The 20,994-nt window shown below is 70.4% G+C and carries 17 protein-coding genes; 8 read left to right on the forward strand and 9 right to left on the reverse strand.

Annotated elements, in window-relative coordinates:
* Nucleotides 1–34 precede the first annotated feature (34 nt).
* The 5 genes from ACFWWR_RS00640 to ACFWWR_RS00660 form a co-directional block, all read right to left on the reverse strand.
* The gene (locus ACFWWR_RS00640; RefSeq protein WP_384301188.1) at nucleotides 35–2,956 is read right to left on the reverse strand and encodes a glycoside hydrolase family 2 TIM barrel-domain containing protein; all 2,922 of its coding nucleotides are present in this window, start codon (nucleotides 2,954–2,956) and stop codon (nucleotides 35–37) included.
* Nucleotides 2,956–3,819: a carbohydrate ABC transporter permease gene (locus ACFWWR_RS00645; protein WP_383866212.1), complete on the reverse strand. Its 864-nt coding sequence runs from the start codon at nucleotides 3,817–3,819 to the stop codon at nucleotides 2,956–2,958. Before ACFWWR_RS00645 ends, ACFWWR_RS00640 begins: the two co-directional genes overlap by 1 nt.
* A gap of 15 nt (nucleotides 3,820–3,834) precedes the next feature.
* Nucleotides 3,835–4,797 (reverse strand): carbohydrate ABC transporter permease, encoded by a 963-nt coding sequence (locus ACFWWR_RS00650; protein ID WP_383866214.1) that lies wholly within the window; start codon nucleotides 4,795–4,797, stop codon nucleotides 3,835–3,837.
* On the reverse strand, nucleotides 4,797–6,083 hold the full coding sequence (locus ACFWWR_RS00655) for an ABC transporter substrate-binding protein (RefSeq protein WP_383866216.1): 1,287 nt from the start codon (nucleotides 6,081–6,083) through the stop codon (nucleotides 4,797–4,799). The genes ACFWWR_RS00650 and ACFWWR_RS00655 overlap by 1 nt, the downstream gene beginning before the upstream one ends.
* Before the next feature lie 77 nt (nucleotides 6,084–6,160).
* On the reverse strand, nucleotides 6,161–7,180 hold the full coding sequence (locus ACFWWR_RS00660) for a carbohydrate kinase family protein (protein WP_383866218.1): 1,020 nt from the start codon (nucleotides 7,178–7,180) through the stop codon (nucleotides 6,161–6,163).
* Between the two features lie 141 nt (nucleotides 7,181–7,321).
* On the opposite strand from ACFWWR_RS00660, the gene ACFWWR_RS00665 reads away from it, so the two are divergent.
* The 4 genes from ACFWWR_RS00665 (at nucleotide 7,322) to ACFWWR_RS00680 (ending at nucleotide 13,874) form a co-directional block, all read left to right on the forward strand.
* The gene (locus ACFWWR_RS00665; protein WP_383866220.1) at nucleotides 7,322–8,098 is read left to right on the forward strand and encodes a DeoR/GlpR family DNA-binding transcription regulator; all 777 of its coding nucleotides are present in this window, start codon (nucleotides 7,322–7,324) and stop codon (nucleotides 8,096–8,098) included.
* Nucleotides 8,095–9,432 (forward strand): 6-phospho-beta-glucosidase, encoded by a 1,338-nt coding sequence (locus tag ACFWWR_RS00670; RefSeq protein ID WP_383866222.1) that lies wholly within the window; start codon nucleotides 8,095–8,097, stop codon nucleotides 9,430–9,432. The genes ACFWWR_RS00665 and ACFWWR_RS00670 overlap by 4 nt, the downstream gene beginning before the upstream one ends.
* Nucleotides 9,433–9,466: 34 nt before the next feature.
* Nucleotides 9,467–12,529, forward strand: coding sequence for an alpha-mannosidase (locus ACFWWR_RS00675; protein ID WP_383866224.1), 3,063 nt, complete (start codon nucleotides 9,467–9,469; stop codon nucleotides 12,527–12,529).
* A gap of 94 nt (nucleotides 12,530–12,623) precedes the next feature.
* The gene (locus tag ACFWWR_RS00680; RefSeq protein ID WP_384301191.1) at nucleotides 12,624–13,874 is read left to right on the forward strand and encodes an alpha-L-fucosidase; all 1,251 of its coding nucleotides are present in this window, start codon (nucleotides 12,624–12,626) and stop codon (nucleotides 13,872–13,874) included.
* 220 nt (nucleotides 13,875–14,094) lie between these two features.
* Here the strand turns inward: ACFWWR_RS00680 and ACFWWR_RS00685 are convergent, their stop codons facing one another.
* Nucleotides 14,095–15,276, reverse strand: a complete 1,182-nt coding sequence (locus tag ACFWWR_RS00685) for an ATP-grasp domain-containing protein (RefSeq protein ID WP_383866230.1) — start codon at nucleotides 15,274–15,276, stop codon at nucleotides 14,095–14,097.
* A gap of 319 nt (nucleotides 15,277–15,595) precedes the next feature.
* Here ACFWWR_RS00685 and ACFWWR_RS00690 point away from each other — a divergent pair, with 319 nt between their 5' ends.
* On the forward strand, nucleotides 15,596–16,456 hold the full coding sequence (locus ACFWWR_RS00690) for a metallophosphoesterase family protein (RefSeq protein WP_383866232.1): 861 nt from the start codon (nucleotides 15,596–15,598) through the stop codon (nucleotides 16,454–16,456).
* On the forward strand, nucleotides 16,453–17,181 hold the full coding sequence (locus tag ACFWWR_RS00695; protein WP_383866234.1) for a 4'-phosphopantetheinyl transferase: 729 nt from the start codon (nucleotides 16,453–16,455) through the stop codon (nucleotides 17,179–17,181). The genes ACFWWR_RS00690 and ACFWWR_RS00695 overlap by 4 nt, the downstream gene beginning before the upstream one ends.
* A 33-nt stretch (nucleotides 17,182–17,214) precedes the next feature.
* On the opposite strand, the gene ACFWWR_RS00700 is transcribed toward ACFWWR_RS00695, so the two are convergent.
* Nucleotides 17,215–17,454, reverse strand: coding sequence for a hypothetical protein (locus ACFWWR_RS00700; RefSeq protein ID WP_384301195.1), 240 nt, complete (start codon nucleotides 17,452–17,454; stop codon nucleotides 17,215–17,217).
* 232 nt (nucleotides 17,455–17,686) lie between these two features.
* Between ACFWWR_RS00700 and ACFWWR_RS00705 the strand changes: the two genes are divergently transcribed.
* The gene (locus ACFWWR_RS00705; RefSeq protein WP_383866238.1) at nucleotides 17,687–18,730 is read left to right on the forward strand and encodes an alpha/beta fold hydrolase; all 1,044 of its coding nucleotides are present in this window, start codon (nucleotides 17,687–17,689) and stop codon (nucleotides 18,728–18,730) included.
* A 103-nt stretch (nucleotides 18,731–18,833) separates the two neighbouring features.
* Here ACFWWR_RS00705 and ACFWWR_RS00710 read toward each other — a convergent pair whose 3' ends face one another.
* The gene (locus ACFWWR_RS00710; RefSeq protein WP_383866373.1) at nucleotides 18,834–19,364 is read right to left on the reverse strand and encodes a toxin-antitoxin system, toxin component; all 531 of its coding nucleotides are present in this window, start codon (nucleotides 19,362–19,364) and stop codon (nucleotides 18,834–18,836) included.
* Between the two features lie 32 nt (nucleotides 19,365–19,396).
* A complete protein-coding gene (locus tag ACFWWR_RS00715) occupies nucleotides 19,397–20,053 on the reverse strand; it encodes a helix-turn-helix domain-containing protein (protein WP_384301199.1) in 657 nt (218 codons plus the stop codon).
* A 224-nt stretch (nucleotides 20,054–20,277) separates the two neighbouring features.
* Between ACFWWR_RS00715 and ACFWWR_RS00720 the strand changes: the two genes are divergently transcribed.
* Nucleotides 20,278–20,949, forward strand: a complete 672-nt coding sequence (locus ACFWWR_RS00720; protein WP_383866242.1) for a hypothetical protein — start codon at nucleotides 20,278–20,280, stop codon at nucleotides 20,947–20,949.
* Nucleotides 20,950–20,994: the final 45 nt, after the last annotated feature.

Below are 20,994 nucleotides of genomic sequence, written 5' to 3' on the forward strand. Positions count from 1 at the left end.
TGCGTAAAAGGTGACAGAGAAGGCGTGGGGGGAGTCAGAGGGCGCGCAGGGTCCAGCTCCAGTGGTGGACGCCCGGTGCGACGAGGTACGACGGTGAGGTGTCGGGCCCGCACGAGGCGGTGCCCAGGCCGCGGTGGGCCGCGTCGACATGGACCACGCACCCCGCCCGTGGGACGAGTTGGTCGTGGTGGGTCACGGCGGTCAGGTCCTCGGCGCGGTGACGGGTCACGGCCACCTGCCGTGGCTCGTCCAGCGCAACCGTGAGACCCGTGGCGTCCGGCGCCGACAGGGTGAACCGCCGTACGCCGTGCCGCCCGCCGCTCTCCTGCGGACGCAGATAGGGGGTGAACAACTCGTCCACCGGGACGGAGTGATGGCCGACGGGCGCGCCGAAGCCGCGGTCCGGATACGACTCCCAGGGGCCTTGCCCGTACCACTCCATCAGGTCGAGACCCGCCACCGTCTCGAACACGGAGCCGACCCGCGCCACATCGACGAGCGCGTCCGGCAGTTCGGCCCGCTCCTCGATGTGGACGCCGGCCTCGACCGGCGTGAACACCTGCACATGACGGACGACGCCCGCCTCCGTCGCGTACTCGGCGTGCACGGTGACCCGCCCCGCCGCCCGGCGGACGTCGGCGACCTTGCGCACGAGCGCGTCCAGCCCCCAGGTCCGCCAGCGCAGGGCCATGCCGCCCAGCTCGTCGTTGTCGGTGGGCGCCCGCCACAGCGAGAGGACGGGTGCGGAAGAGAGCAGGGGATGGAGGAGCAGCCCCTCCCCGTCGACATCGACGGAACGGTTCTGCACGACGGGGGCGGACCGCTTCGGTTCAGCCGCGCGCAGCCGCACCTGCGGCAGACACACCACCGTGCCGCGCGGCGCCCACGGCTCGTCGGCAGCGGTCGTCACCCGCAGCGTCAGCCACGCCTCGCCGCCGCCCTGTGGCAGCTCGAACGGCAGCGGCACCGCCGCCGACTCACCCGGGCGCAGTTCGGGCAGCTCGGCCGGTGCGGTCAGCGTGCCGCCGTCGGCCAGGGCCAGCTCCCACCGGGCGGACAGCCAGTCCAGGCCGCGGAAGTGCTGGTGGTTGCCGATGACGATGCCCTCGTGCCGGAAGCACTCCAGCCGCACCGGCGCAGCGATCTCCCGGTGCTCGTACATCACCGGCTTGGGCGTCCGGTCCGGGAAGACGACCCCGTCCGCGATGAAGGCGCCGTCGTGGATCCGCTCCCCGAAGTCACCGCCGTACGCCCAGCGGTGGCCGGGCGCGGTGACACCGTTGTCGTAGAGTCCGGCGCCCCCTCGCCCGACCGGTCTTCCGTCGTTCACACGTTGCAGGATGCCGTGGTCCCAGAACTCCCAGATGAAGCCGCCCTGAAGACCCGGGGTGGACTCGATGGCCGCCCAGTGGTCCGCGAGCGTGCCGTTGCTGTTGCCCATCGCGTGGGAGTACTCGCACTGGATGAGCGGCTTGGTCTGCTCGCCGGACAGCGCGTGTGCCACGCAGTCCTCCAGCGGGGCGTACATCGGGCAGGCGATGTCGGAGGCGAGTGCCGGATCGGCCCAGCCGAGCTTGGCGGCGCCCTCGTACTGGATCGGCCGCGTCGGGTCGTGCCGGCGTACCCAGCCCGCCGCCGCGTCGTGGTTCGCGCCGTAGTCGGACTCGTTGCCCAGCGACCAGATGAGGACCGAGGGGTGGTTCTTGTCCCGCAGCACCATCCGGGAGACCCGGTCCACGAAGGCGTTCAGATAGCGCGGGTCGTCGGCGATCTCGTGGGCGTGGTCGTGGGACTCGATGTCCGCCTCGTCCACGACGTAGAAGCCGAGCTCGTCGGCGAGGTCGTACAGCGCCGGGTCGCCCGGGTAGTGCGAGGTACGGATCGCGTTGAAGCCGAAACGCTTCAGCACGACCAGGTCGGCGCGCAGGTCGTCCTGCGACACCGTCCGCCCGGTCAGCGGATGGAAGTCGTGCCGGTTGACGCCCCGGACGAACACCCGCTCGCCGTTGACCAGCAGGTCCCGCCCGACGATCTCGACGTCCCGGAAGCCGACGCGGTGGTGCGAGGCGTCGGCGACCGTGCCGTCGGCGCGGTGCAGCCGTACGGTCAGGTCGTACAGCTCGGGCGTCTCGGCGTTCCAGGTGCGCACGTCGGCGACGGTGGTCTGCAGCCGGGCCTCACCGAGGAAGTCGGAGACGCGGTCGTCGTCGGTGTTGACGCGGTCGAACTCGCCGTCCTGCGTGAGCAGTTGACCGTCCAGCTCGCCGCTGACGTACCACCCCTCGGGCAGCGCACCACCCGCGTCCCGCACCCGGCAGTCGACTCTCAGGTCCCCGTACCGTCCCGCCCGCACGGTCACGTCGGCGAGGTGCAGCGGATCCGTCGCGTACAGCAGCACCGACCGGGTGACGCCCCCGTGCCACCACTGGTCCTGGTCCTCGATGTGCGAGGCGTCCGACCACTTCACGACCGTCAGCCGTACGACGGCCCGCTCGCCGGCGTGCACCACCTCCGTCAGATCGAACTCGGCGGCCAGGTGGGAGTCCTTGGAGATGCCGACCGGCCGCCCGTCCACGTGCACGAGGAGCACGCTCTCGGCGGCCCCGACCTGGAGCACGAAACGCCGCCCCGCCCACTCGGCGGGCACGTCCACCGTGCGCTCGTACACACCCGTCGGATTGTCGGCGGGAGACAGTGGAGGGAATTCTGTATACGGCATACGGACGTTGGTGTACTGCGGAAGGTCGTCGGTGTCCTGCATGGTCCAGACACCGGGGACGTACGCCGACGACCAGGCGTCCGTGAGCGGCGCGTCCGGCGCCGGCAGCAGCTGGAAGCGCCAGTCGCCGTCCAGCTTCAGCGCCCCGGCGCGGCGGTCCGTGGCGTTCATCGGCAGCCGCCGCCAGGAGGTCACCTCGGGTGCCTCCCAGGGGCGAAGTGCCAGCAAGGGGTCCATCAGCGGATGGCCCCCTTGCCGAGGTCGCCGATGATCTGCTTGGCGCCGATCGCGAACACGATCAGCAGCGGGATCAGGGCGAGCAGCGCGCCGGTCATCACCATGCCGTAGTCGGTGGTGCCGTGGACGCCGTTCAGCTGGGACAGCGCGACCTGGAGGGTGACGTTGTCCGGGTTGGTGAGGGCGATCAGGGGCCAGGCGTAGTCGTTCCACTGGGCCATGAAGGTGAAGATGCCCAGGAAGGCGAGCCCCGGACGCACGACCGGGAGGGCGACGTGCCAGTACTGGCGCAGGAAGTTCGCCCCGTCGATCTTCGAGGCGTCCAGCAGTTCGTCGTGGATCGCGCTCTGCATGTACTGGCGCATCCAGAAGATGCCGAACGCGTTGGCCGCGGCCGGCACGATCAGCGCTGTCATCGACCCGATCCAGCCGATCTTCGCCATGATCACGAACTGCGGGATGATCGCCATCTGCGTCGGCACCATGAAGATCGCCATCAGCACGACGAACAGCAGCCTGCGGCCCGGGAACTCGAACTTGGCGAAGACGAACGCCGCCAGCGAGTCGAAGAACAGGACCAGGAAGGTCACCGCGCACGCCACCAGCAGCGAGTTGAACATCGAGCCGAAGAAGTCGATGTTGTCGAAGAGACTGCGCACGTTCTGCAGGAAGTGCGAGCCGGGCAGCAGCTTCGGCGGGTAGGAGAAGATCTCGGTCGACGTGTGCGTCGACATGATGATGGCCCAGTAGAACGGGAAGGCCGACAGCAGCAGTCCGATGACGAGGACCGCGTGCAGTGCGATGCCCCGGCGCCGGACACCCTGTATGCCCTTGGGGCGCCTTGTGCCTTGGATGAATGCCATGGTGTTCGGGCCTCCCTAGTCTTCGTCCCGGCGCTGCACCAGCCGCCAGTTGATGATCGAGAAGATGACGACGACGAGGAAGATGCCCCACGCCACGGCGGCGCCGTAGCCGAAGTCGTTGTTGTCGAAGGTCTGCTGGAAGAAGTAGAGGACCATCGTCCGGCCCGCGTGGTCCGGCCCGCCGGAGAACGTCGAGTCGTTCGAGGTGTTCTGCAGCAGGACCTGCGCCTCGGTGAAGCTCTGCAGGCCGGTGACCGTGGAGACCACGAGGACGAACAGCAGGGTCGGCCGCAGCAGGGGCAGCGTGATCCGGAAGAACGTCTGCAGGGGACCGGCGCCGTCCATGCGCGCCGCCTCGTACAGCTCGCCCGGGATGGTCTGCAGACCCGCGAGGAAGATGATCGCGTTGTAGCCGACCCACTGCCAGGTCATCAGTGTCGCGATGGCCACCTTGATGCCCCACGGCGTGTTCAGCCAGGCCACCTGGTCGAGACCCACGGCCTGCAACAGGGCGTTCACCAGGCCGAAGTTGGTGGAGAACACCGAGCCGAAGACGATCGCGATCGCCACCACCGAGGTGACGTTCGGCAGGAAGTAGGCGAACCGGTAGACGTTCTTGAAGCGGACCGCCGCGTTGAGCATCACGGCCGTGACCATCGCCAGGAAGATCATGGGGAAGGTGGCCAGCGCCCAGATGATGACGGTGTTGCCGATCGAGCTCCAGAAGTCGCTGTCGCTCAGCAGGTACCGGTACTGCGACAGGCCCGCCCACTCCATCGAGCCGAGGCCGTCCCAGCGGTGGAAGGAGAGGTAGAGCGAGAAGCCGACGGGGATCAGACCGAACGCGAGGAACAGCAGATAGAACGGGGAGATCGCGGCATACAGGTGCCAGTATTTGCGCCACCCGTTCTTCGGCCGCACGGCGGGCGGGTCCGCCAGGACCACGGGGGGCTTCTCCAGGGCGGGGACGGTGGCCATCAGTAGCTCACCCCCAGGTGCTTCGCGATCCGCCGGCACTTGCTCATGGCGTCACTCCAGGCCTTCTCCGGGTCCTTGCCGAGGACGCCGACGTTCTTGATCTCGTCCTTGATGGGCTGCCCGAGCGCCACGTCGAAGGGGCTGTTGTAGGCGACCACGATCTTCTGCGCGGCGGGCCCGAAGACGTCCGTCGTCACCTGGCCGCCGAAGAACGGGTCGGGTTCGCGCAGTTGCCTCAGGCCGTACGAGGCCGGAGTGGAGGGGAACAGACCCGCGTCGACGTAGCCCGAGGCCTGGTTGGCCGCGTCGAGCATCCACGCGATGATCTCGAAGGCCTGCTCGGGCTCCCGGCACGCCTTGGTGATCGACAGGAACGAGCCGCCGTTGTTGGAGGGCCGCACCGGCATGTCCGCGATCCGCCACTTGCCCTTGGTCTTCGGGTTGCCGTTCTTGATGTCGTACGTTGCCCAGGAGGCGCCGAGCTGACTGGGCAGTTTGCCGGAGTCCACCGCCGAGATCTGGTCCGGGGTGCCGGTGACCAGGTTGGAGACGATCCGGCGCCGCTTGGCCTCCACGGCGAGTGCCCAGGCGCCCCGCACGTGCTCCTGGTCGCCGATGAAGTTCCGGTCCTTGTCGACGTACCGCTTGCTGCCCTGCTGCACCACGTTCTCGAAGACGCTGTTGACGTCGGTGAGCAGGGAGGTTCCCGGAATCCGTTTCCGGAGCCGCTCGCCCGCCGCGAAGAACTTCTCCCAGGTGTTCAGCTCCCGGGACACGTCGGCGGGCTCGTACGGCAGTCCCGCCTTGCGGAAGATTTCGTACTGGTAGAAGTGCGCGACCGGACCGCAGTCGATGGGGAAGCCCACCATCGAGCCGTCGTCGGCGATGCCCTGGTCCCATTTCCAGGACAGGTACTGGCTCCTGTACTTCTCCGCGCCCAGGGTCCGCAGGTCCACGAACTGGTCCGCGTTGGGCAGGTAGGACGCCATGTCCTCGCCCTTGAGGCCGGCGATGTCGGGGACATGGGCGCGTCCGGCCATCGTGGTGATCAGTTTGGACCGGTAGTAGCCGCCGATCTTGATGGCCCGGAGGTCGACCGCGCTGTCGTAACGGGCCTTGGCCTTCGCGACGACCGTGTCGCCCAGGCCGCCGTCCCAGTACCACAGGACCATGTTCCGGCCGGTCGAGCCGGTCGGAACGGCACAGCCGGACGCCAGGCCGCCCAGCGCCGTGGCCGCCGTGCCGGCCAGGCCCGCGCGCAGCAGGCCTCTTCGTGAGAGCCGCACAGCTCCCACCGCCTTTCAAATCTCTTCGGGACTTCGCATACGAGGGGGGGATGTCGCGGGTTCTGCGAGTGCGGGGATCACTGCTGCCGTGCGGGCGGCGTGACGGGCGCGTACCGCACGGGAGGGCCGGGATCGTCCGGGAGCCGCTCCGCCAGGAAGCCGTACGCCCGCTTCAGCGCGGGGTCGGTGAGCGAGCGCCACCAGCGGTCGACGCCGTACCAGCCGGGGGCCGCCAGCGCGCCACCGTGATGCCGTACGGACAGACCCGCGGCCAGTACGGCGAACCGCAGCCGCTCCTCCAGCGGCCAGCCGCCGAGCGAGGCGGCGACGAAGCTCGCGCCGAAGACGTCCCCGGCGCCCGTCGCGTCCAGGACGTCGATGTCCAGGGCGGGGACGTCCACGTACTCGCCGGTCGTCTGGTCGACGGCGACGGCGCCGTCGCCGCCCCGCGTGACCACGGCGACGGGCACCAGCTCGGAGAGCGTGCCGAGGGCCGCGACCGCGCTGTCGGTTCGGGTGTAGGCCATCGCCTCGGCCTCGTTGGGGAGGAAGGCGTGGCAGAGGGAGAGCTGGTCGAGGAGGTCGGTGGACCACTGCTGGGTGGGGTCCCAGCCGACGTCGGCGTAGATCCGGGTGCCGTTCGCGGCGGCCTTGGCGAGCCAGGCGCGCGGTTCGGCCTCCAGGTGCACGAGGGCCGTGAGCGCCTCGGGCGGGTCGCCCATCAGCGCGTCCTGCGAGTACGGCGGTTCCTGGCCGTGGGTGACCAGGGCACGGTCGTGTCCGTGAGCGAGCGCGACGGTGACCGGGGTGTGCCAGCCGTCCGCGACGCGCGAGAGCGAGAGGTCGACGCCTTCCTGACCGGCGAGGATCTCCTGGCAGTAGGCGCCGTAGAAGTCGTCGCCGAACACCGTGGCCAGGGAGGTTCTCAGACCGAAGCGGGAGGCGGCGACGGCCAGGTTGGCGATGCCGCCGGGCCCGCAGCCCATGCCGGCCGTCCAGATCTCCTCGCCCGGCGTCGGCGGCCCGCCCAGACCGGTGAGGACGAGGTCGTAGAAGAGCAGCCCGGTCAGCAGCACCTCGGGCCGGTCGTCGTCCACGCGCGCATCCTCTCGTCTGGAGAGTCTCGTCAAAACTCTTCATTTCGGTGACCGGAATCGTGCGCCGATCGGCGACATTGGTCAAGACCTCAGCAGAAGTGAGCATAGAAATGATTGAAGATGACGAGTAGTGTTCACGTCGTGCTGGCAGAACGACGACATCAACTCATCCTGCGGGCCCTGCGCTCAGGTGGCCCCGCAGCCGTGACCGATCTCTCCGAGCAGCTGGGTGTGAGCCCCGCCACGATCAGGCGCGACCTGGTCAAACTCGAGGAGGACGGCCTGCTGACGCGGGTGCACGGCGGGGCCGTGGCCGACGAGGGTGACCAGCCCTTCGCCGAGGTCGCCGAGGTGCGGGTGGCCGAGAAGGACGCCATAGCCGCGCACGCGGCCGCCATGGTGGCCGACGGGCAGTCGGTACTGCTCGACATCGGCACCACCGCCTACCGCCTGGCCAGACAGCTGCACGGCCGCCGCCTCACCGTGATCACCAGCAACCTGGTGGTCTACGAGGAGCTCGCCGACGACGAGGGCATCGAGCTGGTGCTGCTCGGCGGCATGCTCCGCCGCGAGTACCGCTCCCTGGTCGGCTTCCTCACCGAGGACAACCTGCGCCAGCTGCACGCGGACTGGCTCTTCCTCGGCACCAGTGGAGTGCGGCCGGGCGGGCAGGTGATGGACACGACGGTCGTCGAGGTCCCGGTGAAGCGGGCCATGATCAAGGCCAGTGACAAGGTCGTCCTGCTCGCCGACTCGGCGAAGTTCCCGGGTACCGGTATGGCGCAGGTCTGCGGTCCCGAGGAGCTGGACGCGGTGGTGACGAACGCGCCGGTGAACGCGGCGACCCGGTCCTCCCTGGAGGAGGTCGGCGTCGACGTGGTCCTGGCGGGAGAACCAGGAAAGGCGGGCGCAGCGTGAAGCTGACGATTCTGGGCGGCGGCGGATTCCGGGTGCCGCTCGTGTACGGGGCGCTGCTGACGGACCGCGCCGAGGGCCGGGTCACGGAAGTCGTTCTGCACGATCTGGACGACAGTCGACTGTATGCAGTCGCCCGTGTACTGGATGAGCAGGCCGCCGCCGTGCCCGACGCCCCCCGGGTGACCGCCACCACCGACCTCGACGAGGCCCTGCGCGGCGCCGACTTCATCTTCTCCGCGATCCGGGTCGGCGGCCTGGAGGGCCGCGCCAACGACGAGCGGGTGGCGCTGGACGAGGGTGTCCTTGGGCAGGAGACGGTCGGCGCGGGCGGCATCGCCTACGGTCTGCGGACGGTCCCGGTCGCCGTCGACATCGCGCAGCGCGTGGCCCGCCTCGCCCCCGACGCCTGGGTCATCAACTTCACCAACCCGGCCGGACTGGTCACCGAGGCCATGTCCCGCCATCTCGGCGACCGCGTCATCGGCATCTGCGACTCGCCGGTCGGCCTCGGCCGCCGTATCGCCCGCGTCCTCGGGGCGGACCCGAAGGAGGCCTGGATCGACTACGTCGGTCTCAACCACCTCGGCTGGGTCCGCGGCCTGCGCGTCGCCGGCCGCGACGAACTCCCGCGACTGCTCGCCGACCCCGACCTGCTCGGCTCCTTCGAGGAGGGCAAGCTCTTCGGCGTCGACTGGCTCCGGTCCCTGGGTGCGATCCCCAACGAATACCTGCACTACTACTACTTCAACCGGGAAGCCGTCCGCTCCTACCAGCAGGCCGAGAAGACCCGCGGCGCCTTCCTCGCCGACCAGCAGGCCCGCTTCTACGAGGAGATGAAGCGTCCCGACGCGGCGGCCCTGACCGCCTGGGACCGCACCCGCGCCGAGCGCGAGGCCACCTACATGTCCGAGAACCGGGAGACGGCGGGAGCGGGGGAGCGCGACGCGGACGACCTGTCCGGCGGCTACGAGAAGGTGGCCCTCGCGCTGATGCGGGCCATCGCCCGTGACGAGCGCACGACCCTGATCCTCAACGTGCGCAATCAGGGCACCCTCTCGGTGCTCGACGCGGACGCCGTCATCGAGGTGCCCTGCCTGGTCGACGCCAACGGCGCCCATCCGGTCGCCGTCGCCCCGCTGCCCGACCACGCCACCGGCCTGGTCTGCTCGGTCAAGGCGGTCGAACGCGAGGTGCTGGCCGCCGCCGAGGCCGGCTCCCGTGCGACGGCCGTGAAGGCGTTCGCACTGCACCCGCTCGTCGACTCCGTGAACGTCGCGCGCAAACTGGTGGACGGATACACCTCGGTCCATCCCGGCCTGGCGTACCTCAAGTAAGCGCTTTCCCCTTCCTGGTTTCCTGGAGACTTCCATGCACGACGAACGCCGCCGGATCGAGGAGCGCGTCGAGCGCGTCCACACCCAGCGCATCAAGCCCGCGATCTACGCGGCCACCGTCCCCTTCGACGTCGAGGCCTGGCAGGCGCCCGGGGAGCCGGTCCCCTTCGCGGAGGCCGCCGCCGCGCCCTACGAGCCCTTCGCGATGGACACCTCGTGGGGCCCGCCCTGGGGCACCACCTGGTTCCGCATGCGCGGCCAGGTGCCCGCCGAGTGGGCCGGCAAGCGTGTCGAGGCGGTCATCGACCTCGGCTTCGTGGGGGACTGGCCCGGCAACCAGGCCGAGGCACTGGTCCACCTCACGGACGGGACACCCCTGAAGGCGGTCAACCCGCTCAACCAGTACGTGCCGATCGCCAACCCCGCGACGGGCGGCGAGACGATCGACTACCTGGTCGAGGCGGCCTCCAACCCCGACATCCTCGCCGACAACTTCTCGGCCCCGACCCTGATGGGCGACGTCCTGACGGCGGGCGACAAGCCGCTGTACACCTTCCAGCGCGCCGACATCGCCGTCCTCGACGAGGAGGTCTTCCACCTCGACCTGGACCTCCAGGTGCTGAGCGAACTCATGGTCCACCTCGGCGAGCACGAACCGCGCCGGCACGAGATCATGCACGCCCTGGACCGGGCCATGGACACCCTGGACCTGGACGACGTCTCCGGCAGCGCCGCCGCCGTCCGCGAGGTCCTCGCCCCCGTCCTCGCCCGGCCCGCCCACGCCAGCGCCCACACCGTCTCCGGCGTCGGCCACGCCCACATCGACTCCGCCTGGCTGTGGCCGATCCGCGAGACCAAGCGCAAGACTTCACGCACCTTCTCCAACGTGACGTCCCTGGCCGACGAGTACGAGGACTTCATCTTCGCCTGCTCGCAGGCCCAGCAGTACGAGTGGGTGCGCGACAACTACCCCCACGTGTGGGCCCGCATCCAGGACTCGGTGAAGAAGGGCCAGTGGGCCCCGGTCGGCGGCATGTGGGTCGAGGCCGACGGCAACCTGCCCGGCGGCGAGGCCATCGCCCGCCAGCTGGTCCACGGCAAGCGGTTCTTCATCGAGCACTTCGGCGTCGAGACCAAGGGCGTCTGGCTGCCGGACTCCTTCGGCTACACCGCCGCCTACCCGCAACTCGCCAAGCTCGCCGGCAACGAGTGGTTCCTCACCCAGAAGATCTCCTGGAACCAGACCAACAAGTTCCCCCACCACACCTTCTGGTGGGAGGGCATCGACGGCACCCGCATCTTCACCCACTTCCCTCCGGTCGACACCTACAACGCCCGCTTCAGCGGCGAGGAGATGGACCGCGCGGTGCGCAACTACCGCGAGAAGGGCGGCGGTACGCGCTCCCTGGCGCCCTTCGGCTGGGGCGACGGCGGTGGCGGCCCCACCCGCGAGATCATGGAACGGGCGCGCAGGCTGGCCGACCTGGAAGGATCGCCGAAGGTCGTCGTCGAGCACCCCGACACGTTCTTCAGGACCGCCCGCGAGGAGTACCCGGACGCGCCGGTGTGGGTCGGTGAGCTCTACCTGGAGCTCCACCGGGCCACCTACACCTCCCAGGCCCGCACCAAGCAGGGCAACCGGCGCAGCGAACACAGGCTCCGCGAGGCCGAGCTGTGGGCGACGACGGCCGCACTGCACGCGCCGGGCTACGCGTACCCGTACGAGAAGCTCGACCGCCTGTGGAAGACGGTCCTCCTGCACCAGTTCCACGACATCCTGCCGGGCTCCTCGATCGCCTGGGTGCACCGGGAGGCGGAGGCCGAGTACGCGCGCGTCGCCGAGGAGCTGGAGGCGCTGACGGCCGAGGCGGTCGCCGCGCTGGGCGCCGGTGGCACCCGCGTGTTCAACACCAGCCCGTACGACCGCGCGGAAGTCGTCCGCACGGCCGACGGCGCACCGGCGTACGTGGAGGTGCCCGCGAACGGCAGCGCTTCCCTGACCGACGCCGGGCCCGCGCAGCCGGTGCGGGCCGAGGGGCTGACCCTCGACAACGGGCTCGTGCGTGTACAGATCACAGAAGACGGCACACTGTCTTCTGTATACGATCTACGGTCGAGTCGTGAAGTGCTCGCCGGTAAGGGCAACCTGCTCCGCCTGCACACCGACCTCCCGAACTACTGGGACGCCTGGGACATCGACAAGCACTACAAGAACCGCTACAAGGACCTGCTGACCGCCGACTCCGTCGAGGTCGTCTCGCAGGGCCCCCTGCTCGGCGCGATCCGCGTCACACGGTCCTTCGGCAAGGGCTCGACCATCACCCAGACCATCACCGTCCGCGCCGACAGCCCCCGCATCGACTTCGAGACCGAGATCGACTGGCACGAGGCCGAGAAGATCCTCAAGGCGGGCTTCCCGGTGGACGTCCGGGCGGCGCACTCCTCCGCGGAGATCCAGTTCGGCCACGTCCAGCGGCCCACCCACACCAACACCAGCTGGGAGTCGGCCCGCTTCGAGGTCTCCGGCCACCGCTGGGTGCACATCGGCGAGCCCGGCTACGGTGTCGCGGTCATCAACGACTCGACGTACGGCCACGACGTCTCCCGCACGGTCCGCGAGGACGGCGGTACGACGACCACGGTCGCCCTCAGCCTGGTGCGCGCCCCGCGCATCCCGGACCCCGAGGCCGACCAGGGCAAGCACACGTTCACGTACTCCCTGCTCCCGGGCGCCACGATCGGCGACGCGGTCGCCGAGGGCTACGCCCTCAACCTGCCGCTGCGCGTGGCGAACGCGGCGGGCGCCCCGGAGCCGGTCGTGTCCGTGGCCGGCGAGGGCGTCACCGTCGAGGCGGTCAAGCTCGCCGACGACGAGTCCGGTGACGTGGTGGTCCGCCTCTACGAGTCGCGCGGCGGCCGTGCCCAGGGTGTGCTGAGCACCGGATTCCCGCTCGCCGGTGCCCAGGTGACCGACCTGCTCGAGCGGCCGCTGCCGGACGAGACCGCGCAGGTCGACGGCGAGGGCGCGGTCGCGGTGTCGCTGCGCCCCTTCCAGGTTCTGACGCTCCGTCTGCAGCGCGGTACCACCGGCCTGTAACCACCGGCCCCAGGGGCGGGCGCGCTCACCGCGTCCGCCCCTTTCCCGCAGTGTCCGAAGTCCGAAGTCCCTTGTCCTGTCGAGGAGTTCAGCCGTGCCCATGCAGCCGTGGTTCACCGACGCCAAGTTGGGGATCTTCGTCCACTGGGGGATCTACGCCGTCGACGGCGTCCAGGAGTCCTGGTCGTTCTACGACGACATCGTGCCGCACGACCAGTACATGTCCCAGCTCGACCGCTTCACCGGCGCCCGCTACGACCCGCGCGCCTGGGCCGACCTCTTCGCCCGGGCAGGCGCGAGATACGCCGTCCTCACCAGCCGCCACCACGACGGAGTCGCCCTGTGGGACACCGCGTACGGCGATCTGAACCTAGGGCGCGACTACCTCACCGGCTACGCCGACGCCCTGCGCGACAAGGGCCTCAAGGTGGGCCTGTACTACTCGCACTCCGACTGGAACCACCCCGACTACGCCACCACCCGCAAGCCGGGCCGCCCGCCGGAGATGGAGGACAACCGCTACTCCGAGTGCTCGGCCGAGGACGAGGACCTGGTGGCCTGGGAGCGGTTCATCGCCTACCGCGACGGCCAGATCCGGGAGCTGGCCTCCCGCTACCGGCCCGACCTGATGTGGTTCGACGGCGAGTGGGACCGCAGCGAGGAGCAGTGGCGCATCAAGGAGCTCGCCGCCCTCATCCGCTCGTACACTCCCGAGGTCGTCTTCAACGCCCGCATGCTCAGCGAGGGCGACTACGCCACCCCCGAGCAGGGCGCTCCCATCGAACCCCCGAACGGGCCCTGGGAGTTGTGCCTGACGATCAACGACTCGTGGGGCTACCAGCACCATGACCACAACCACAAGTCGCTCACCCAGCTGATCCGCTACTTCACCGAGACCATCGGCGGGGGCGGCAACCTCCTTCTCGACGTCGGCCCGAGGGAGGACGGCACCATCCCCGAGCCTCAGGTCGAGCGCCTCGAGGGCCTGGGGGAGTGGATCCGCAAGCACTCCGAGGCCGTGTACGGGACGGTGCGCGGGCTTCCGGCCGGGCACCACTACGGACCCAGCACCCTCTCCGCCGACCGCCGCACGCTCTATCTCACGCTGTACGACATCCCGCGCGCCGAGATCGGTGTCCGCGGCCTGGTCACGCCGGTCCGCAGGGTCACCGTCCTCGGCACCGGCACCGAGCTCGCCCATCGCGTGGTCGGCGGGCTCCACGAGGCCGTCGGCGTGCTGTGGATCGACCCGCCCGCAGCCGCCGACCTCGACCCGCACGCCACGGTCCTCGCGGTCGAGCTGGACGGCGAGGTGGAGCTGTACCGCGGGTCGGGCCGCTCATGAGACGCGTTCCCGACAAGAATCAGGACGACCACCAGGACGCGGTCGTCACGTCCCGTGGGAGAGCCTCATGCTCGATCACTGGACCACGGCAGCGAGAACAAGAGATGGGGCTGTCCGGCCGGGTGAACGAGGCGTGCGGCAGCGGCCCGCGGGTGAGTGCGCGCAACGCCGGGGAAGCCCAGGACGCCGGGCAAGCCCAGGACGCCGAGGACGCCCAGGACTAGGCCGGTGCGATCGCCGAAGCTGAAGCCGAGGCCGTCGCGGAAGCCGTGGTGTCGGACTCCGCGGTGACCGGCTCCACCGACTGGGGGGCCGACGCCGGGACCGCGGGCAGCGGGTCGTGTACCTCCGCGCGCTGGTGCGGGAGAGACACCGGACGCAGCTGACGCGGTCCCGACACCACCGTGTAGTCCTGCCCCAGGAACGGCGGCACGACCTCGCCCGGGTCCTCGCCCAGCGCCAACTGCACAGCGGCCCAAGGCGCGTTGACGCCGCACAGGGACAGCTGGTGCAGCCCGCCGGCCGGACGGGTGTTCACGTCCATGAGGACGGGCGTGTCGCCGTACATCCGGAACTGGATGTTGGACAGGTAGTGCAGCCCGAACCCCTCCGCGATCAGCCGCGCCGGCTCCAGCCACTGCTCGTGCAGCGTGAACCCGCGACGGCGGCCGTTCTTCGTACGGCCCACGGCCATCCGGACCCGGTTGTCGGGGCCGGTGAGGCAGTCCACCGACACCTCCGGCTGCTCCAGCCTCGGCATGACCAGCCAGTCGACCGGCTCGTCCTGCTCGTCGGCCTCCTCGAGGGCCCCCAGCACCAGGTCCATCGGGACGTACGGGCTCGGGAAGCCGTTGAGGTGCATGAGCGAGAAGGGGGTGCGCGTGATCACGCGGAAGCCCACCCCGCCCGCACCGGACGCCGGCTTGAAGCACGCCTTGTGGCCGCCCGCCTCCAACTCCTCGACAGCGGCGACGAGTTCGTCCGCGTTGCGCACCCGCCACCACGGCGGCACCGGCGCGCCGATCGCCTGGACCGCCTCGTAGGCGATCACCTTGTCGTGGAAGACGGCCACGGCCTCGGGTGGCGGTGCGAGCAGTGCCGTACCGGCCGCCTCGAAGTCGGCGCGGTGGGCCACGATCGCCGACTGGTGCAGCCGGGGCACGAACACATCGATGCCGCGCCGGGCGCACTGGTCGAGCGCGTACTCGACGTACGCCGCCGGGGACAGGCCCTCCGGCTCCAGGTCGGCGGTGTCGGCCGCGGCCAGTACGGGGGAGTCCGCGTCTCCGTGCGTGGCATGGATCTCGACGGCGCGATCGCTGGGATTTCGCCGCAGCTGATCCATGAAGAACACGTTCTCCGCGTACGTGCGGTTGAGCCAGACGCGTACGCGAGAGACCATGCAGGCCGCCTTTCACTGTTCGCGGGCAGGGCGGAGCACGCCCGTGCCCGGGCAGGGTGGTTGGAGGGACACCAAACCGCCCCCGTGTGAGGGGACGTTCATGGGTGGTGTTGGGGCGATCATACGGCTTCGAAGGGGTGCCGCGTGCAACGCCCGTGTTACGGAATTTCCGATCATGATGGCTCCGGTGGTGACGCGCACCGAGCGGGGGCGCGTCACCAGGCGGTCGGCGGAAGATCGGCCGACTCGGTCCGCCCTTGTCCTCGGGAGGGCGACTGTGTTCTCGTGGTTCCCTTCGAGTGCTCACAGGGGGCGAGAAGTGACGTCGACGGCCGGCGGTGCCGGACAACTGCTGGCCATCAGCGACCTGCACATCGGGTACGAGGAGAACCGCGCGCTCGTCGAACGCATGCGCCCCGGGACGGACGAGGACTGGCTCCTGGTGGCCGGCGACGTCTCGGAGACCGTGTCCGACATCCGCTGGGCCCTGGAAACCCTCGCCGGCCGCTTCCGCAAGGTCCTCTGGGCCCCCGGCAACCACGAACTGTGGACCCACCCGAAGGACCCCGTCACCCTGCGCGGCGTCGCCCGCTACGACCACCTGGTCGCCCTGTGCCGGGAACTCGGCGTGACGACCCCCGAGGACCCCTACCCCGTGTGGGACGGCCCCGGCGGCCCGGTCGTCGTCGCTCCCCTGTTCCTGCTGTACGACTACTCGTTCCTGCCGGCCGGCTGCGCGACCAAGGAACAGGGGCTCGAGTACGCGCACGGCACGGGCATCGTGTGCAACGACGAGTACCTGCTGCACCCCGACCCGTACCCGTCCCGCGAGGCCTGGTGCCGGGCCCGGGTCGCCGAGACCGAACGCAGACTCGCCGCCCTGCCAGGCGACCTTCCCACCGTCCTCGTCAACCACTACCCACTCGACCGGCACCCCACGGACGTCCTGTGGTACCCCGAGTTCGCCATGTGGTGCGGCACCAGCCGCACCGCCGACTGGCACCGCAGATTCCGCGTCGAGACCATGGTCTACGGCCATCTCCACATCCCGCGGACCACCTGGCACGAGGGCGTCCGCTTCGAAGAGGTGTCCGTGGGGTACCCCCGCGAGTGGCGCAAACGCCCGGAAGCGCCGGGGCGGCTGCGCCGGATCATGCCGAGTGAGGCGGGGGCGCGGTGATCGGGGAACTGCTGCCGGCCACCGTGGTGGCCGTGGAGGCGTACGGCCACGACGAGCCCGCGAACGCGTGGCTGTACCCGGAGGAAGAGGCCGTCATGGTGAAGGCGGTGCCCAAGCGGCGCCGCGAGTTCGCCGTCGTGCGCGGCTGTGCACGCCGGGCGATGGAGAAGCTCGGCGTGCCGCCGCAGCCCGTCCTGCCCGGGGAACGCGGCGCCCCGCGCTGGCCGGCCGGCCTCACCGGCAGCATGACCCACTGCGACGGATACAGCGCCGCCGCCCTGGTCCGCACCACCGACCTGGCCTCGCTGGGCATCGACGCCGAACCGGACGGGCCGCTCCCGGACGGTGTCCTGACGTCGGTGGCGCTGCCCGCGGAGCTGGACCGGGTGCTCCGGCTCTCCCGGGACCACCCCGGCACCCACTGGGACCGGCTCCTGTTCAGCGCCAAGGAGTCCGTCTACAAGGCGTGGTTCCCCCTCACCGGGAAGTGGCTGGACTTCAGCGAGGCCGACATCGAGTTCGTCGTAGGCCGCGTCGGACCCGCAGGAGCCGTAGGACCCGTGGGACCCGACTCCGGCCCCGGTGAGCGGCTGAGCGGTACCTTCCGTGCCGAACTCCTCGTACCGGGACCCTCGGTGGGCGGTCGGCGGCTCGGGCACTTCGAGGGGCGCTGGACCGCCCGTCGGGGGCTGGTGGCGACGGCGGTCGCGGTGCCGCACGGCTGAAGCCCCCATGCGGCACGCCCGACACCTTCCGCGCTACGGCTCCGGCGGGCACCAGGTGTGCAGCAGCCGGAAGAACGCCTCCTCGTTGCCCGCCAGCCCCGCCCGGGCCAGGGCCCGTTCCGTCTCGGCGAGCACGGCGGGCGCAACGACAGGTGGTCGCGCGGCCTCCGGCGGGCCTGGCGCCACGTCGAAAGCAGCTCGCACGGTGTGCAGCAGCCGCAGATAGGCCTGTACGGCGGTGCGCTCGCGGTCGGTCAGTACGGCGGTGGGCATCGCGCGGCTCTCCCCATGTCGGCGTCGTCGGTCGCGCCCCGGACGGGGCACACGTCCAGCTTGCCGTCCACCACTGACAATCCGGCCCCGCTACGGGGCGGTTCGCCCGCTTAGCGGAGGCGAAACCTCACCGAAATCCCCTGGGGGAATGCGCCCCTACGCTGGAGTGAAGGGCTTTCGAGCGAGGAACTCCCGGCCGCCGAGACACGGCCGGGGAACGGGAGGCGAGCGAGTGGTGGACGCCCCGCGACGTCACCCCGCGCGCACCGTACGGCTGCGCCCGGTGGGCGACGCAGAACTCGAGTTGCAGTACCGCGTCGTGCACGGCTACCGCCGTGCCTTCCGCGTGGCCGGCGAGGGACCCGCGCTGGTGCTCATCCACGGCATCGGCGACTCCTCGGCGACCTGGGCCGAACTGATCCCGGACCTCGCCCGCACCCACACCGTGATCGCCCCCGATCTGCTCGGCCACGGCGACTCGGACAAACCGCGCGCCGACTACTCGGTCGCCGCGTACGCCAACGGGGTGCGCGACCTGCTCACCACCCTCGGCATCGAGTCCGCGACCCTCGTCGGGCACTCGCTGGGCGGAGGCGTGGCGATGCAGTTCGCCTACCAGTTCCCGGAGCGCACCGAACGGCTCATCCTGGTCAGCGCGGGCGGCGTCGGCCGCGAGGTCAATCCCGTCCTGCGGATGGTGTCCCTGCCCGGTGCCCACCTCATGCTCGCCGGCCTCCGCCTGCCCGGCATGCGCCTGCAAGTGGGCCTCGCCGTACGCCTGATGAAGCTCCTCGACACCGACCTCGGCCAGGACGCCCCCGAACTGCTCACCCTCGTCGACGCGCTGCCCGACGAGACCTCCCGCAACGCCTTCATCCGCACCCTGCGCGCGGTCGTCGACTGGCGCGGCCAGGTCGTGACCATGCTCGACCGCTGCTATCTCACCGAAGGCATGCCGACGATGCTGCTGTGGGGCGACCGGGACAGCGTGGTGCCGGTACGGCACGCGTACGGCGCGCACGAGGCGATGCCGGGCAGCCGCCTGGAGATCTTCGAGCAAGCCGGCCACTTCCCGTTCCACACCGACCCCGCCCGTTTCGTCTCCCTCGTCGAGGAGTTCACCGCCGGCACGGAACCGGCCCACTGGAGCCGCGAACACTGGCGCGACCTGCTCCGCTCCGGCCGCCCCGGCACCTCGGCCGGCCGCCCGGACACCGCCCGCAGCCGGGCTGTGGAACGCGGCCTGCGCGAAGCCAGCGAACGCAGCGCGACGTGAATCACTGCTCGATCGCCTGCGGGGCGCCCTGTGCCGGCGCCTGGGGACAGACGGACGTGGTGGGCTCTCGCCGTCGGACGGCGTGGTCAGGCGGGCCCGGCCTTCAGCCCTGCGGTCCCAGGTAGCCGAGTGACGCCTCGATCCGGCCCGCCAGATGATCGCGCTGCACCGGACCCCGCAGCGACGAACCGGCGAGCCAGGTGCGGCACTTGCTGGCGAGGAGCAGGCCGAAGCGCTCGGCCTCTCTCTCGTCGGCCTGGTCGAAGCGGCTGCGGGCGGCCACCTTCAGTACCGTCGCCTGCAGGTCCGCGTCGTCGCACAGTAAACGGGCCGCGACCGCCGCGCCCTCGACGTGATGGCTGCAGTGCCCGGCCTTCATGTGCCACAGCTCGTGGCCGAGGATCACCAACTGGTGGTCGGGCGCGGTGCGTTCCTCGATCACGACGAGATCCTGGTCGGCCATGTCGAGCCACAGTCCGCTGGCCGTGCCGGGTGGGAAGGCGGACGTCCGGAAGTGGACCGGGCGGCCGCGCCGTCTGCTCATCGCGTCGCACAGGGCGCCGTACAGGTCCGCGGGCCGCGCCGGTGCCGGAAGGGTCAGCTCCGCGACCAGCTCGCCGCACAGGCGGCGCATTTCCTTACCAGTGCCCACAGTTCTCCCCCGGATCACGACTCGGGCCGCTTGACACTCTCCAAGAGCATGTCCAGCCACTCCGCCACCTTGTCGCGGTGCTGGTCGGTGGGCAGCTGTGCGGCCCGCCAGGCGATCCCGCGGACGCCGTGGTCCTGCAACAGCCGCTCCAGCGGATCGACGGCGGCCGCGGCCGCCTCCCGCTCACGGTCGGCGAGCTTCTGCAGGAGTTCCTGTTCGGTGCGCTGCAGCGTGCCCGCCAGCGCCTCGGGGTCCTCGGCGGTGAGGAAGCCGGCGTGCACCCGGAAGAAGCGCTGGATGGCGTCGCAGTGCTCCATGGTGGGGCGCCGGTCGCCGTTGATGAGCGCGCCGGCCTGCTGCCGGGACATGCCGGCGCCGTCGGCGATCTCCTGCTGGGTGTACTTGCGCCCGTTCGCCTTGAGCCGGGTGCGGCGCAACAGGTCCAGGCGTTGCAGGAACCGTGCCTGCACATCGGGCTCGCCCGCGGGCCGGCCGCTGAGCAACGCCTTGACCACCGGTTCGGTCACGCCGGAGGCGACCGACAGGCGGCCGGTGTCGAAGACCTCCGCGTGCGGCACGCCGAGCCGGTCCGCGAGCGCGGCGACGCGGACGACGACGGCCGGCAGCACAGTCGACGCCACGTCGCCCGGACCCTCGAGACCTTCCGACACCGACAGATCTCCTACGTTTCTCACTGGCTTCTCACAAGCGGTTGCCGTGAACATCCCGGAGAGTATCGGGTTGTTCGAACTCACATCCAGGTCTCGCCACAACTGTGGCCAATTTCAGCCGTCAACAGCCGCGGAATGCCACGATAGTTGACACGACTTGCGTCGGGGCAGCAGGATCAACACCGCCGCGAGAAGGCCGCATAGGCAAGAGGGGTGACCTCCCGATGGCGTATCAGGCAGGTGGGCAGCCGTCGGTACCGCGGCCCGTCCCCGAGAGTCTTGAGGCACAGGCGTATCTCCAGGACTACGCCACCCTTCTGGATGCCGTCTCCTTTCCGTCCGTCGTCCTCGACCACCGCTGGGACGTCGTCCTGGCCAACACCGCTTTCGCGTCACTTTTCGGCGGTGTGGGTCCCCATCCGACGGCGATGCCGGACGACAACTTCCTGCGATTCGTCCTCTTCCACCCGGACGCGAGCCAGGTCCTCGGCGAGCACGAGTCGCGCTGGTGCCTGCCGATGCTGGCGCACTTCGCCGCCGCCGTGGAGCGACACGGCCACGACCACGGACTCCAGTCGATCCGCCGGGACATCGCCCAGGATCCGATCATGGAGGCCGCCTACCGGCAGGGCCTGCCGCACTGGATCCGCGCCGTCGGCGAGCAGGCCGTCGCACTCGACGGCGCGGTCCGCCCGCTGAAGCACCCCGATCCGCGCTGGGGCGTCACCGAGTGCCGGGTCGTCGACGAGACGCCGAGGACCCTGGCGGAGATGGGCTACAGCCGGCTGACGCTGGTCCTGCGCTCCGCCCGCCGCGCGGCGCCCCCGGCGCGACGGACGGTGCGTCCGCGCCGTCCGGCGAGCCACCTCAGCGTGGTGCCCGTCCCCGAGGTCTGACGGGCACCGTCGGCGTTCAGGTCGCCGACGGTGCCTCGTCAATGT

The sequence above is a fragment of the Streptomyces sp. NPDC058678 genome (assembly GCF_042714835.1).
GTDB lineage: Bacteria > Actinomycetota > Actinomycetes > Streptomycetales > Streptomycetaceae > Streptomyces.